This is a genomic window from Streptomyces sp. NPDC030021 (assembly GCF_055574035.1).
The window spans coordinates 448152-461631 of the sequence record NZ_JBVIAH010000003.1 but is presented as its reverse complement, the minus strand read 5'-3'; the positions used below and the strand labels follow the sequence as shown (position 1 = coordinate 461631).

At 70.3% G+C, this 13480-nt stretch carries 14 protein-coding genes, 5 tRNA genes and 1 pseudogene; 5 read left to right on the top strand and 15 right to left on the bottom strand.

From position 1 onward, the window contains the following. Nucleotides 1-85 precede the first annotated feature (85 nt). Nucleotides 86-271 carry a 50S ribosomal protein L28 gene (rpmB, locus tag ACZ4YL_RS08170; RefSeq protein WP_007266795.1) on the top strand — a complete coding sequence of 62 codons (186 nt, stop codon included), beginning with the start codon at nt 86-88 and terminating at the stop codon, nt 269-271. A gap of 121 nt (nt 272-392) precedes the next feature. Here the strand turns inward: rpmB and thiD are convergent, their stop codons facing one another. After that, a complete protein-coding gene (thiD, locus tag ACZ4YL_RS08165) occupies nt 393-1193 on the bottom strand; it encodes a bifunctional hydroxymethylpyrimidine kinase/phosphomethylpyrimidine kinase (RefSeq protein ID WP_468114650.1) in 801 nt (266 codons plus the stop codon). Further along, complete coding sequence (locus ACZ4YL_RS08160; RefSeq protein WP_468114648.1) at nt 1190-2173, bottom strand: thiamine-phosphate kinase; 984 nt, start codon at nt 2171-2173, stop codon at nt 1190-1192. Before ACZ4YL_RS08160 ends, thiD begins: the two co-directional genes overlap by 4 nt. A 245-nt stretch (nt 2174-2418) precedes the next feature. Between ACZ4YL_RS08160 and ACZ4YL_RS08155 the strand changes: the two genes are divergently transcribed. Both ACZ4YL_RS08155 and ACZ4YL_RS08150 read left to right on the top strand, forming a co-directional pair. Next, a complete protein-coding gene (locus ACZ4YL_RS08155; protein ID WP_030011290.1) occupies nt 2419-2652 on the top strand; it encodes an Lrp/AsnC family transcriptional regulator in 234 nt (77 codons plus the stop codon). A 23-nt stretch (nt 2653-2675) separates the two neighbouring features. Next, entirely contained in the window at nt 2676-3185 is a 510-nt protein-coding gene (locus ACZ4YL_RS08150; RefSeq protein ID WP_468114843.1) for a DUF3515 domain-containing protein, read from the top strand. A gap of 100 nt (nt 3186-3285) precedes the next feature. On the opposite strand, the gene ACZ4YL_RS08145 is transcribed toward ACZ4YL_RS08150, so the two are convergent. From ACZ4YL_RS08145 to ACZ4YL_RS08135, 3 genes are read right to left on the bottom strand one after another with little or no spacing between them, the layout of a single operon-like run. After that, nucleotides 3286-4443 carry a D-alanine--D-alanine ligase family protein gene (locus ACZ4YL_RS08145; protein ID WP_468114646.1) on the bottom strand — a complete coding sequence of 386 codons (1158 nt, stop codon included), beginning with the start codon at nt 4441-4443 and terminating at the stop codon, nt 3286-3288. Between the two features lie 39 nt (nt 4444-4482). Beyond that, entirely contained in the window at nt 4483-5493 is a 1011-nt protein-coding gene (locus tag ACZ4YL_RS08140; RefSeq protein ID WP_351153696.1) for an NAD(P)H-dependent glycerol-3-phosphate dehydrogenase, read from the bottom strand. Further along, on the bottom strand, nt 5490-6242 hold the full coding sequence (locus ACZ4YL_RS08135) for a lysophospholipid acyltransferase family protein (protein WP_468114644.1): 753 nt from the start codon (nt 6240-6242) through the stop codon (nt 5490-5492). Before ACZ4YL_RS08135 ends, ACZ4YL_RS08140 begins: the two co-directional genes overlap by 4 nt. Nucleotides 6243-6432: 190 nt before the next feature. On the opposite strand from ACZ4YL_RS08135, the pseudogene cofC reads away from it, so the two are divergent. After that, a pseudogene (gene cofC, locus ACZ4YL_RS08130) lies at nt 6433-7083 on the top strand (2-phospho-L-lactate guanylyltransferase); the annotation flags it as partial. Between the two features lie 314 nt (nt 7084-7397). Here the strand turns inward: cofC and ACZ4YL_RS08125 are convergent. The 4 genes from ACZ4YL_RS08125 to leuC all read right to left on the bottom strand — a co-directional run bounded on the left by ACZ4YL_RS08125 (nt 7398) and on the right by leuC (nt 10609). Beyond that, nucleotides 7398-8078: an HU family DNA-binding protein gene (locus ACZ4YL_RS08125; protein WP_468114642.1), complete on the bottom strand. Its 681-nt coding sequence runs from the start codon at nt 8076-8078 to the stop codon at nt 7398-7400. A gap of 144 nt (nt 8079-8222) precedes the next feature. Then, nucleotides 8223-8450: an SCO5555 family protein gene (locus tag ACZ4YL_RS08120; RefSeq protein ID WP_030009267.1), complete on the bottom strand. Its 228-nt coding sequence runs from the start codon at nt 8448-8450 to the stop codon at nt 8223-8225. 137 nt (nt 8451-8587) lie between these two features. Continuing rightward, nucleotides 8588-9181: a 3-isopropylmalate dehydratase small subunit gene (leuD, locus tag ACZ4YL_RS08115; protein ID WP_030386442.1), complete on the bottom strand. Its 594-nt coding sequence runs from the start codon at nt 9179-9181 to the stop codon at nt 8588-8590. A gap of 3 nt (nt 9182-9184) precedes the next feature. Further along, on the bottom strand, nt 9185-10609 hold the full coding sequence (leuC, locus tag ACZ4YL_RS08110; protein ID WP_390800771.1) for a 3-isopropylmalate dehydratase large subunit: 1425 nt from the start codon (nt 10607-10609) through the stop codon (nt 9185-9187). Nucleotides 10610-10793: 184 nt separating this feature from the next. Between leuC and ndgR the strand changes: the two genes are divergently transcribed. After that, a complete protein-coding gene (gene ndgR, locus ACZ4YL_RS08105; protein ID WP_007266782.1) occupies nt 10794-11510 on the top strand; it encodes an IclR family transcriptional regulator NdgR in 717 nt (238 codons plus the stop codon). A gap of 167 nt (nt 11511-11677) precedes the next feature. Here ndgR and ACZ4YL_RS08100 read toward each other — a convergent pair. The 6 genes from ACZ4YL_RS08100 to ACZ4YL_RS08075 all read right to left on the bottom strand — a co-directional run bounded on the left by ACZ4YL_RS08100 (nt 11678) and on the right by ACZ4YL_RS08075 (nt 12990). Further along, a tRNA-Glu gene (locus ACZ4YL_RS08100) sits at nt 11678-11750 on the bottom strand. 23 nt (nt 11751-11773) lie between these two features. Then, nucleotides 11774-11845: transfer RNA gene (locus ACZ4YL_RS08095), tRNA-Gln, on the bottom strand. A gap of 24 nt (nt 11846-11869) precedes the next feature. Then, a tRNA-Glu gene (locus ACZ4YL_RS08090) sits at nt 11870-11942 on the bottom strand. 61 nt (nt 11943-12003) lie between these two features. Next, nucleotides 12004-12076, bottom strand: a tRNA-Glu gene (locus tag ACZ4YL_RS08085). A 27-nt stretch (nt 12077-12103) separates the two neighbouring features. After that, nucleotides 12104-12175 (bottom strand) — tRNA-Gln (locus ACZ4YL_RS08080). Between the two features lie 86 nt (nt 12176-12261). Next, nucleotides 12262-12990: an HAD family hydrolase gene (locus ACZ4YL_RS08075; RefSeq protein WP_468114640.1), complete on the bottom strand. Its 729-nt coding sequence runs from the start codon at nt 12988-12990 to the stop codon at nt 12262-12264. Between the last annotated feature and the right edge of the window lie 490 nt (nt 12991-13480).

The following is a 13480-nucleotide window of genomic DNA, read 5'->3' as shown; positions in this document are numbered from 1 at the left end:
CCATTTCCCCCGGCAAACCACTTCAGACCTCTGAATCCGGTGCGCCGGTTTCACTGTAATTGCATCTGAAGTCTTGGAGTGACCTGTGGCTGCCAACTGCGACGTTTGCGCCAAGGGGCCGAGCTTCGGCAACAACATCTCCCACTCGCACCGCCGCACCTCGCGTCGCTGGAACCCGAACATCCAGCGCGTCCGTGCCGTGGTCAATGGGACGCCGAAGCGCCTCAACGCCTGCACCTCGTGCATCAAGGCCGGCAAGGTCTCGCGCTGACGCCTCCCGTCGTAGCGCAGCCCTTTCCGGTTGCCAAAAAGGCCGGTTCACCTCTGGTGAACCGGCCTTTTGCCTTGTCCGGGGGCCCGGCCGGAGGGCCGGCCGGGCTGTCGCAGCGGGTTCAGCGCCACTGCCAGGCGTGATCCACCGGGCCGATGCCCCCGCCGAGCGCGAAGCCGGCGGCGATGGCGCCCGTGACGTACTCCTTGGCCGCCGTGACGGCCTCCGGGACGGCCAGTCCCCTGGCCAGGCCCGCCGCGATCGCGCTGGCGAGGGTGCAGCCGGTGCCGTGAGTGTGCCGGTTGTCGTGACGCGGGGCGCGCAGCCACCGCTCCTCGGTGCCGTCGGTGAGCAGGTCCACCGCCTCGTGGCCGTGCGCCGCGAGGTGTCCGCCCTTGATCAGCGCCCACCGCGGCCCGTGGCCGAGGATCGCGTCGGCGGCCCGCCGCATGTCGTCCTCGGTCTCCACCACCACACCCGTGAGCTGGGCCACCTCGTCCAGGTTGGGGGTGGCCACCGTGGCCCGCGGCAGCAGCTCCTTGCGTACGGCGTCCAGCGCCGAGGCGGCGAGCAGCGCGTCCCCGTGCTTGGAGACCCCGACGGGGTCCACGACGGCCGGGGCCCGGGTGTCCGCCAGCAGTGCGGCCACCGTCTCCACCAGGGCGGCGGAGGAGAGCATCCCGGTCTTCACGGCCTGGACCCCGATGTCGTCCACGACGGCCCGGTACTGGGCCGTGACGGCCTCGGCGGGCAGTTCCCAGACTCCCCGTACCCCGAGCGAGTTCTGCGCCGTCACGGCGGTCACCACGCTCATGCCGTGGACCCCGAGCGCCAGCATGGTCTTGAGGTCGGCCTGGATGCCCGCGCCGCCGCCGGAGTCGGATCCGGCGACGGTCAGGCACAGCGGCGGGGCGGAGCTCACAGCGCGCCGTCCTGGGCGGTCGGGTCGGCCCCGAAGTGGTCCCAGCCGCCGGTGCTGGTCCAGGGCGCGCCGTCGACGGTCACCTGGGGCAGCGCGGAGCGGTTGAGCACCTCGCCGATGACCTTCCAGCGGGCGGGGAGCTTCACGTCGGGCGGGAAGGTCGCCACGATCGCGTGGTCCTCTCCCCCGGTGAGCACCCACTGCAGCGGGTCCACGCCGACGGCCTGCCCGATGTCGTGCATCTGGGTCGGGATGTCGACGGCCGCCGAGCGCAGGTCGATCCGTACCTTGCTGGCGTCGGCGATGTGCCCGAGGTCGGCGATCAGGCCGTCGCTGACGTCGGTCATGGCGGTGGCGCCGAGTCCGGCGGCGGCGGGGCCCGCGTGGTACGGCGGCTCGGGGCGCCGGTGCGCCTCGACGAAGGCCCGCGGGGAGCGGAAGCCGCGCGAGAGCACGGCGAAGCCGGCCGCGGACCAGCCGAGCCAGCCGGTGACGGCGACGACGTCGCCGGGCTGGGCGCCGGAGCGCAGGACGGGCTCGTGGTTGCGCAGATCGCCGAGGGCGGTGATGGCGACGGTGATGACGTCCCCGCGGACGACGTCCCCGCCGACCACGGCCGCGCCGGCGACCTGGCACTCGTCGCGGATCCCGTCCATCAGCTCGGTGGGCCAGGTGACCGGCAGTTCGGCGGGGACGACGAGGCCGAGCAGCAGCGCGGTCGGCACCGCGCCCATGGCGGCGATGTCGGCGAGGTTCTGCGCGGCGGCCTTGCGGCCGACGTCGTAGGCCGTGGACCAGTCGCGCCGGAAGTGCCGGCCCTCCAGCAGGATGTCGGTGCTCGCCACGACCCGCCGGTCGGGGGCGGACACCACCGCGGCGTCGTCGCCCGGCCCGAGCCGGACCGCCGGGGTGGTGGTGAGCCGTGAGGTGAGCTCCCTGATCAGCCCGAACTCCCCCAGCTCGCCGACAGTGCCCTTCATCGCTGTGCCCCTTCTTGCCCAGTCCGCTTGCGGTCGCGAGCCGTCTCAGCTCTGGGTACCGTCAACAGATACGTCAACTTCTGCTCTCCGTACGCCCCGCTGTGCGTGGCGCCGGGCCCGCGGGTCTCCCCGCGGCGCACGGCGACGCGGTACCGTGGCGTCCCTTCTTCCCCCGGCCCGTTCAATCGTGTGGGGCCCACCCGAAGGTTAGGGGAAATGATCCTCGTGGCCGCCCTGGAGGTTCCGTGGTACAGGCGTACATCCTTATCCAGACCGAAGTGGGCAAGGCGTCGTTCGTCGCCGAGTCCATCGGCCAGATCCCGGGGGTGATCCAGGCCGAAGACGTGACGGGCCCGTACGACGTGATCGTGCGTGCCCAGGCCGACACCGTGGACGACCTCGGCCGTATGGTCGTCGCCAAGGTCCAGCAGGTGGAGGGGATCACCCGCACCTTGACCTGCCCGGTGGTCCATCTGTAGCCCCCGTCTACTCTTGGCCGGTGATGTCCCTCCACCACCGGCCCCTGCGTGTCCGCGCCCTGTCCGCCCTGCCCGCCTCGATGGCCGTCCTGGCCGCCGCGGCGTGCTCCCCGGGCGGATCCGAAGCCCGGGTGGACCCACCGCTCACGCCGCCCGCCGCCGTCGCGGGACTCTGTGCGGCACTGCACAAGGAGCTCCCGGAGACGGTGGCCGGCCTGGCGCGGACCAGAACCGAACCGGAGTCCGATCTGACCGCCGCGTGGGGCGGTTCGGCGATCGTACTGCGGTGCGGTATCCCCAAGCCCCCCAAGATGCTCGATCCGAAGCAGGAGGGCGTCCACGTGAACGGAGTGGCCTGGCTGCTGGAGAAGCTCGACGACGGTTCCGGCGGGGGGTTCCGGTTCACCACCGGGCTGCGGCTGGCCTACACCGAGGTCCAGGTCGACAAGGAGCATGCCACGGATGCGGGGATGCTGGTCGGTCTGTCCACGGCCATCACCGCGACCGTGCCCGAGGGCATCGCCTCCTACTGAGTACCCCGCTCCGCGTAGCGCGCACGCGGTACCGGGCACACCGCCGCCCGCCGACCGCCTTCGAAGGCGGTCGGCGGGCGGTCGGCTTTTCGGACGACTGTCAGCGCAGGCCGGTGGAGCGGCGCAGGGCCGCCTGGATCAGGCTGTCCACCAGCTCCGGGTACTCGATGCCCGTCTTCTGCCACATCAGCGGGTACATGGAGATCGGCGTGAAGCCCGGCATCGTGTTGATCTCGTTGATGACGAAGGTGCCGTCCTCGGTGAGGAAGAAGTCGGCGCGCACCAGACCCTCGCAGGACGCGGCCTCGAACGCCTCGATCGCGAGCCGCTGCACCTCGGCGGTCTGCTCCGGGGTGAGCGGGGCGGGCACGATCCCGGAGGCGGAGTCGATGTACTTCGCCTCGAAGTCGTAGAAGTCGTGGCTGGACACCGGCGGGATCTCGGCGGGGACGCTCGCGCGCGGCCCGTCCTCGAACTCCAGGACCCCGCACTCGATCTCGCGGCCGCGCAGCAGCGCCTCCACGATGATCTTCGGGTCGTGGCGCCGGGCCTCCTTGACCGCGGCGTCCAGGCCGGAGGCGTCGTCGACCTTGGTGATGCCGATGGAGGAGCCGGCCCGGGCGGGCTTGATGAACAGCGGCCAGCCGTGCTCGGCGGCGAAGTCCAGGATCTTGCCCGTGGCCGCGTCCCGGTCGGCCTCCCACTCGCGGGGGCGGATGGTCACGTACGGGCCGACGCGCAGCCCGAAGGACGTGAACACCCGCTTCATGTAGTCCTTGTCCTGACCGACGGCCGAGGCGAGGACGCCGGAGCCGACGTACGGGATGCCGGAGAGCTCCAGGAGGCCCTGGAGGGTGCCGTCCTCGCCGTACGGGCCGTGCAGGACGGGGAAGACGACGTCGACCTCGCCCAGGGCCTTGGGGACGGCGCCCGGTTCGGTGTAGACGACCTGGCGGCTGGCGGGGTCGACCGAGAGCACGACGGCGCCGTCCTCGGAGTCGGCGAGCTCCTCGACACTCGGGAGCCTGCGGTCGGCGATGGCCATCCGCTCGGGCTCGTCGGCGGTCAGCGCCCATCGGCCGTCCGTGGTGATGCCGATGGGCAGCACCTCGTACTTGGAGCGGTCGATGGAGCGCAGCACGGCGCCCGCCGTGACGACCGAGATGGCGTGTTCCGAGCTGCGGCCGCCGAACACGACGGCCACGCGGGGCTTGCGGCCCTGCTGCTCAGGGGTCTGGGGGAGGTTCTCGCTGCTCATATCGCCACGAGAGTACCCGCTCATGCGTCCGGAAAGGAGCTAGCGACGTTCCGGTTTGGCGCTGCGGCCCATCAGGTCCTTGAGTGCGACCAGGGTCGGCTTGCCGTGGTGGACGATGTCCACCACCGTGTCGGTGATCGGCATGTCCACCCCGTGGCGGCGGGCCAGATCCGCCACGGACTGGCAGGACTTGACCCCCTCGGCGGTCTGCTTGGTGACCGCGATGGTCTCTTCCAGGGTCATCCCGCGGCCGAGGTTGGTGCCGAAGGTGTGGTTCCGGGAGAGCGGCGAGGAACAGGTGGCGACCAGGTCGCCGAGGCCCGCGAGGCCGGAGAAGGTGAGCGGGTCGGCGCCCATCGCCACGCCGAGGCGGGTCGCTTCGGCGAGTCCGCGGGTGATGAGCGAGCCCTTGGTGTTGTCGCCCAGGCCCATGCCGTCCGCGATGCCGACGGCGAGGCCGATGACGTTCTTGACGGCGCCGCCGAGCTCGCAGCCGGTGACGTCGGTGCTCGTGTACGGGCGGAAGTACGCGGTGTGGCAGGCGGCCTGGAGGCGCTGGGCCACGCTCTCGTCCACGCAGGCGACGACGGAGGCGGCCGGCTGGCGCGCGGCGATCTCGGCGGCCAGGTTGGGGCCGGTGACCACGGCGATGCGCTCGGCGGGGACCTTGGCCACCTCCTCGATGACCTCGCTCATCCGCTTGGCGGTGCCGAGTTCGATGCCCTTCATCAGAGAGACGAGCACCGTGTCGGGGGCCAGCAGGGGCGCCCACGCGGCGAGGTTCTCGCGCAGGGTCTGGGACGGGACGGCCAGGACGGTGAAGTCCGCGCCGGCCGCGGCCTCGGCCGGGTCGGTGGTGGCCCGGAGGTTCGCGGGGAGTTCGACGCCGGGGAAGTAGTCCGGGTTGGTCCGGCCGGTGTTGATGGCGTCGACCACCTCCTGGCGGCGGCCCCACAGCGTCACCTCGCAGCCGGCGTCGGCGAGGACGATGGCGAAGGCCGTGCCCCAGGAGCCTGTTCCGAAGACGGTCGCCTTCACGGGACGTGTCACTTGTTGCCCTCCCCTGCGGCCTTGCGCCGCTGTTCCGCCCTGGCGTTGCGATGGTCGTACGGCTGCTCGGGCGCGGTCTCGCCGCGCACCTCCTCCAGCAGCGCGGTGATGGCCGCCATGATGACCTCGGTGACCTCCCGGAGGGCCTCCGGGGTGGGTTCCCGGTCGTAGAAGGCGGAGAGGTCCACCGGCGGTCCGGCGAGCACCTGGAGGGTCTTGCGCGGGAAGAGCCGGACCTTGTTCTCCTTGGCGTAGGGCGGCATCGCCAGGTTCGCGCCCCACTGGGCCACGGGGATGACGGGCGCCCTGGTGATCAGCGCCACGCGGGCGGCGCCGGTCTTGCCGGCCATGGGCCACATGTCGGGGTCGCGGGTGAGGGTGCCCTCCGGGTAAAAGGCCACGCATTCGCCCCGCTCGATGGCGTCCACGGCGGCCCGGAATGCGTCCAGGGCGTTGGTGGACTCCCGGTAGACGGGGATCTGTCCGCTGCCGTGCAGGATCGACCCGACAATAGGGACCTTGAAGAGGGCGGCCTTGGCGAGCAATCGGGGCACCCGGCCGGTGTTGTACTGGAAGTGCGCGTACGAGAGCGGGTCCAGATACGAGTTGTGATTGACGGCGGTGATAAAGCCGCCCTCGGCCGGAATGTGCTCCATTCCCCGCCAGTCCCGCTTGAAGAGCACTACCAGCGGCGGTTTTGCGATGACCGCCGCCAGGCGGTACCAGAAGCCGATTCTGCGGCGGGACACTCGGACACCTTCCTCTAGGACCGGTGCGCGGCTTGGGCACCTCGTCGGCCGGACAAGTGTCACCCCACGCCCGGTCTCTGTCGAGAACACCGTACGCCCCGCTCACCCCGCCGGACTCCCGGGTTGCCCGGGCGGAGGTGACAATGGGCCGACGCATGACCCGGCCGTGACCCGACCATGGCCGAAGGATGTGCCGGAGCGCACCGGAGGGAAGGGGTCCGTCACGAACGCCGTCTGGAGTCTGGTGGTCCCGCTGAAGCCTCTGGCGGTGGCGAAGAGCCGTCTCGCGCGGGCCGTGGGCGCCTCTCGTCCGGGTCTTGCCCTGGCCTTCGCCCAGGACACCGTCGCGGGGGCCCTGGCCTGCGCGGCGGTCGCCGATGTGGTGGTCGTCACGGACGACGCCGCGGCCGGTGCGGAACTGGCGCGGCTCGGGGCGCGGATCGTCCCGGACGCCCCGGCGGCCGGGCTCAACGCGGCCCTGGACCACGGGGCACGGGCGGTGCGGTCGGGTCGGCCGGGCGCTGCGGTGGCCGCGCTGAACGCCGATCTTCCGGCGCTCCGGCCCCCGGAATTGCAACGCGTGCTCGAAAACGCTTCGGTATTTCCGCGGGCATTTCTGGCGGATGCGGCCGGAATCGGGACGACCTTGCTTTCCGCCGCGCCGGACGTGGAATTGGCCCCCTCCTTCGGCGGGCCGTCACGGGCCAGACATTCGGCCTCGGGAGCGGTGGAAATCGCCCTGCCGGACGTCGACAGCGTGCGCCGGGACGTGGACACGGCGGCCGATCTGCGCACCGCGCTCACCCTCGGCGTGGGGCGCCACACCGCCCGATACAGTGCCCGTATGCAGGCGACCGCGTACACGTACGACTCCGAGACCCGCAGCGGCAGTGTGCTGCTGGACGACGGCACTCCGGTGCCCTTCGAGGCCCCGGCCTTCGACGCGGGCGGCCTGCGGCTGCTGCGGCCCGGGCAGCGGGTCCGGATCGAGACGGACGGCGCGGGCGCGAGCCTGCGGATCACCCTGGTGACGCTGCAGACGTTCTGACACACGGCCGCCGCGGCCCCCGCGCGGGGCTCGCCGGCGCGCCGAACGCACCGCGGGCCGGCTCCCCCACATGGGGAAAGCCGGCCCGGCCTGTGTGACGCGTGCCCCTACTTCTTGCGGGCGGTGGTCTTCTTCGCGGTGGCCTTGCGCGTCGCCGTCTTCTTGGCGGGCGCCTTCGTCGCTGCGGTGACCTTCTTGGCCGCCGGCGCGGTCTTCTTCGCCGCGGCGGTGGTCTTCTTCGCGGCGGCCGTGGTCTTCTTGGCCGCGGTGGTGGTCTTCTTGGCGGCCGCGGTGGCCTTCTTGGCCGTGGCGGTGCTCTTCACCGCCGCCTTCTTGGCGGTCGCCGTGGCCTTCTTGGCCACGACCTTCTTTGCGACCGCGGTCTTTGCCGCGGCCTTCTTGGCGGTGGTGGCCTTCTTCGCCACGGCCTTCTTGACCGTCGCGGAGGCACCACCCGTAAGGCTGCCCTTGGGCGCCTTCTTCACGGAGACCTCGCCGCCCTTGGGGAGCTTCTTGGTGCCGCTGACCAGGTCTTTGAAGCCCTGGCCGGCACGGAAGCGGGGCACAGAGGTCTTCTTGACCCGGACGCGCTCCCCCGTCTGCGGGTTGCGGGCGTAACGGGCCGGACGGTCGACCTTCTCGAACGAGCCGAAGCCCGTGACCGAGACCCGGTCGCCCGCGACGGTAGCGCGGACGATCGCGTCCAGTACCGCGTCGACAGCATCCGCGGCCTGCTGGCGGCCGCCCAGCTTGTCGGCAATCGCTTCTACGAGCTGCGCCTTGTTCACGTCTTCCCCTTCGGAGACTTCGCCAGAACGAATGTGTTCAAGCTTATTTCGCACGTTAGGCGGATATATACCGCAAATCAAACACGAAACGGGCTAATCACCCTAGTGCCGCAACGCTGTAGGCCGTTACGGAGTTCCTTCGCATCAGTCGCCTTCAGGGAATCGACCCTCGTCGAGGTCCTTCATCAACCTGTCCAGGCGCCTTGCCGCATCGGCGAGATCATGCTTCGCCGCGGCCGTGACGACCAACAGCTTCCGGGACAGCGCCATCCTTACGCCCTCCGGGACTTGCAGTGAGCGCACCCGTGTGTGTGCTTCTTTCAACCGGTCCGCGACGAGTTCGTAGAGCTCGAGTTGACTGTCGCGTTCCATGCACAGATTGTGCCATCTGGGGCGAGTTGTCGCCTCACGGGGCCTCAACAAACGGCTGTGCCCCCCGCCGGAGGGCGGGGGGCACAGTGTTGTCGATGTGATCACCCGAAGGTGAATAAGCGCTGATCAGGCAGGAATCAGGCCTGAATCGTGCGCGGCTTGAAGGTGGGTCGGGCGCTTTCGTACGTGGCGATGTCCGCTTCGTTCTGAAGGGTGAGCGAGATGTCGTCCAGGCCCTCCAGCAGACGCCAGCGGGCGTTGTCGTCGAGTTCGAACTCCGCGACGACGCCTTCCGCTCGCACCTGGCGGTCGACCAGGTCGACCGTGATCTCGGCGGTCGGGTCGGCCTCCGTCAGCTTCCACAGCTGCTCGACGGTCTCCTGCGGGAGGACGACGGTCAGCAGACCGTTCTTCAGCGAGTTCCCGCGGAAGATGTCGGCGAAGCGGGAGGAGATGACCGTCTTGAAGCCGAAGTTCTGCAGGGCCCAGACGGCGTGCTCGCGCGAGGAACCCGTACCGAAGTCGGGGCCGGCGACCAGGACGGTCGCGCCGGCGCGCTCCGGGCGGTTCGTGACGAACTCCGGGTCCTTGCGCCAGGCCTCGAAGAGCCCGTCCTCGAACCCGTCGCGGGTGATCTTCTTCAGCCAGTGGGCCGGGATGATCTGGTCGGTGTCGACGTTGCTGCGGCGCAGCGGGACGGCCCGGCCGGTGTGGGTGGTGAAGGCTTCCATGGTTCAGACTCCGGCGGTCGCGTCGGCGGCGGACAGGTCGGCGGGCGAGGCCAGATGGCCCAGCACCGCGGTGGCGGCGGCCACCTGCGGGGAGACCAGGTGGGTGCGCCCGCCCTTGCCCTGCCGGCCCTCGAAGTTGCGGTTGGAGGTGGACGCGGAGCGTTCACCGGGAGCCAGTTGGTCGGGGTTCATGCCCAGACACATCGAACAGCCCGCGTGCCGCCACTCGGCGCCGGCCTCCTTGAAGACCTTGTCCAGACCCTCTTCCACGGCCTGGAGGGCGACCCGGACCGAGCCCGGGACGACCAGCATCCGTACGCCGTCGGCGACTTTGCGGCCCTCGATGATGCCGGCGACGGCGCGCAGGTCCTCGATGCGGCCGTTGGTGCAGGAACCTACGAAGACGGTGTCGACCTTGATGTCCCGCAGCGGCTGTCCGGCGGTCAACCCCATGTACTCCAGGGCCTTTTCGGCGGCCAGGCGCTCCGAAGCGTCCTCGTACGAAGCCGGGTCGGGGACGTGGGCCGAGAGCGGTGCACCCTGGCCCGGGTTGGTGCCCCAGGTGACGAAGGGGGACAGCGCGGCGGCGTCGATGACGACCTCCGCGTCGAAGACCGCGTCGTCGTCCGTGCGCAGGGTCTTCCAGTACTCGACCGCCGCGTCCCAGTCCTTGTCCGTGGGGGCGTGGTCACGGCCCTGGAGGTAGTCGAAGGTGGTCTGATCAGGGGCGATCATGCCCGCGCGGGCACCGGCCTCGATGGACATGTTGCAGATGGTCATGCGGGCTTCCATCGACAGCTTCTCGATGGCCTCGCCCCGGTACTCCAGGATGTAGCCCTGGCCGCCGCCGGTGCCGATCCTGGCGATGATCGCCAGGATCAGGTCCTTCGCGGTGACGCCCTCGGCCAGCGCGCCGGTGACGGTGATCGCCATCGTCTTCGGGCGGGCCAGCGGCAGCGTCTGGGTGGCCAGCACGTGCTCGACCTGGCTCGTACCGATGCCGAAGGCCAGCGCGCCGAAGGCGCCGTGCGTGGAGGTGTGCGAGTCGCCGCAGACCACGGTGGTGCCGGGCTGGGTCAGACCCAGCTGCGGTCCCACGACGTGGACGACGCCCTGCTCGACGTCACCCAGCGAGTGCAGGCGCACGCCGAACTCGGCGCAGTTCGCCCGCAGCGTCTCCAGCTGGGCGCGGGAGACCGGGTCGGCGATCGGCTTGTCGATGTCGATGGTGGGGGTGTTGTGGTCCTCGGTCGCGATGGTGAGGTCGAGGCGTCGGACCTTGCGGCCGGCCTGACGCAGTCCTTCGAAGGCCTGCGGGCTGGTCACCTCGTGCAGCAGGTGCAGATCGATGAAGAGGAGGTCGGGCTCGCCTTCGGCGCGCCGGACGACATGGTCGTCCCAGACCTTCTCCGCGAGTGTCCTACCCATCGCTTTCCCTCCGGCCGGCCGGTTGTGCCGGCGCTTCATAGAGATCTTGTGCGCCGTGCCGCCCGTACCCCACGTCCCGGACGACGGCTCGGACCCAGTGGTTCGTGGACCCGCACATACAGACTCGCTGGTTCTTGGAAAAATTGAACTTGCGTTTCACAGTGTGAGACGCGAATATCGTTTCATGGACAACTCTAGCGGCGTCGGCGTTCTCGACAAGGCAGCTCTGGTATTGAGCGCACTGGAGTCCGGTCCGGCCACCCTCGCCGGGCTGGTCGCGGCGACAGGGCTCGCACGACCCACGGCACATCGCCTTGCCGTGGCACTGGAACACCACCGGATGGTGGCGAGGGACATGCAGGGCCGGTTCATCCTCGGACCGCGGCTGGCGGAGCTCGCCGCCGCGGCCGGCGAGGACCGCCTGCTGGCTACGGCGGGACCGGTACTCACCCACCTCCGTGACGTGACGGGAGAGAGCGCGCAGCTCTACCGCCGTCAGGGAGACATGCGCATCTGCGTGGCGGCCGCGGAGCGGCTGTCGGGTCTTCGGGACACCGTCCCGGTGGGCTCGACGCTTCCGATGAAGGCCGGGTCGGCCGCGCAGATCCTGATGGCCTGGGAGGAGCCCGAGCGGCTCCACCGCGGTCTTCAGGGCGCGCGCTTCACGGCGACGGCGCTCTCGGGCGTCCGGCGTCGCGGCTGGGCGCAGTCGATCGGCGAGCGGGAGCCCGGCGTGGCCTCCGTGTCGGCGCCGGTGCGCGGGCCGTCGAACCGCGTGGTGGCCTCCGTATCGGTCTCCGGACCGATCGAGCGGCTGACCCGTCACCCGGGGCGGATGCACGCCCAGGCCGTCATCGACGCGGCCGCAAGGCTCACGGAGGCCCTGCGCCGCTCCGGCTGAGCCCCTTTCGGCCCACAGGGTCCTCTTCCCCCGCCCATCCCCCGGGTCCGGGGGCGCGTACGACGCCGCACACGTCCTGACACGCGCCTTCGGGCCCGCACTTATCTGCGCGTCGGCACATACGAAAGAGGCCCTCCGCGATGAACGCGGAGGGCCTCTTCGATGCGTACCCCCGACCGGATTCGAACCGGCGCTACCGCCTTGAGAGGGCGGCGTGCTAGGCCGCTACACAACGGGGGCTAGCTGGTGCTGCTGTTACTGCGCTGGGCTACCAGGACTCGAACCTAGAATAAGGGAACCAGAAACCCTCGTGTTGCCAATTACACTATAGCCCAAAGTGGTCTAGACCAGACCCACAGTACCCCCGACCGGATTCGAACCGGCGCTACCGCCTTGAGAGGGCGGCGTGCTAGGCCGCTACACAACGGGGGCCCTAGCGATCCTGCTTCGAGACGTCCGGGTGCGACCCAAGAGATCTCGCGGGAAGGATCTGTACCCCCGACCGGATTCGAACCGGCGCTACCGCCTTGAGAGGGCGGCGTGCTAGGCCGCTACACAACGGGGGCAAAGCACTGCGTTACTGCTGCACTGCGCTGGGGTACCAGGACTCGAACCTAGAATAAGGGAACCAGAAACCCTCGTGTTGCCAATTACACTATACCCCACCAAAAGTCAACCCCTTGCGGGGGCTTTTCTTTGGGTGGCGCCTCCGTTCGGCCTCTCGGCCCGCTCCGGCGGCGCAGAAAGAACATTACCGGATGCCTGACCGTGCTCCAAAACGGGTATCCCGTGCCAGCAGCTGAGGGAGCTGGTCAAGGCCCTCGATGCGGTGCGCGCCGCCGGGCCCGGGGCCGCGGCCGCCGTCGCGGTCGATCCAGACGGCCGTCAATCCGGCGTCACGCGCTCCCCGTGCGTCGATCTCCGGCTGGTCCCCCACGTACGCCACCTCGCCGGGCGGCAGCCCGAGCGCCTCGCACGCGGCCAGGAAGGCCCCCGCCTCGGGCTTGCTGATCCCGAGTTCGACGGCGCAGACCAGCACCTCGAAGCGGTCGCGCAGCCCGAGGTCGCGCAGCTTCGGGTCCTGGTTGGCGAGGGACGAGTTGGAGAGCACTCCGTGCCGGTAGTCGGCCGCGAGGGCGTCGAGGGCGGGCACCACGTCGGGGAAGACGGTCCAGCCGGCCTTGTAGTGCTCCACGTACTGGTCGAACCAGGCGTCGGCCTCGTCCGCGGTCATCCCGGGCTCCTCCAGGAACTCCCGCACCCGCTCCTGCCGCTGCCCCTGGAAGGTGCCCTCGCCGGCCGCGAAGCGCGCCCAGTGCCGGTCGGTGATCTCCCGCCACAGCGCGAGCGCCTGCGCGGGGGTCCCGTAGCGGTCCGCCAGACCCGCGGCCTCCACCTGCCGGGCCAGCCCGGCGGCGTCGGCCCCCGTGTAGTCGAACAGGGTGTCGTCGATGTCCCAGAGAACCGCTCGGATGGCCATGTCCCCAGTATGCGAAACCCCTGCGGACCATGTCTCACGGACGCAGGAAATGGAATTCAGCGCTCCATTTCTATTGCCTTCGGTGTGGCCCCACCCAGGCCGCCAGCGGTAATGGCATCTGGTGCAACAGCCACCACGCCAACTGTGGCACCTTCTACTGCAACTCCAACCTGAGCAGCTGCACGTACCCGGAGTCGGGCAAGGCGGGATACGGCCAGCCCGTCAAGAACAACGCCGCCTCCTTCTCCATCGGCAGCCGCGGCCGCGCGCGGGGCCCGCACGGAAAGCATGACGATGAGACGAGTGGCAACTGCCGTGCTCGCCGCGTTCGTTCTGGCCGGCTGCTCGGCACAGGGCGCGCCGCAGGAGGACGCGGCGCGACCCGCGGACGCCGGCACCGCACAGCCCCGGGCCGCGAAGCCCTCCTCCGCGCCCCCGGGCTGCGCCTTCCGGCTTCCCATGGCCGTGTACAGCCACACCGCCGACGAGT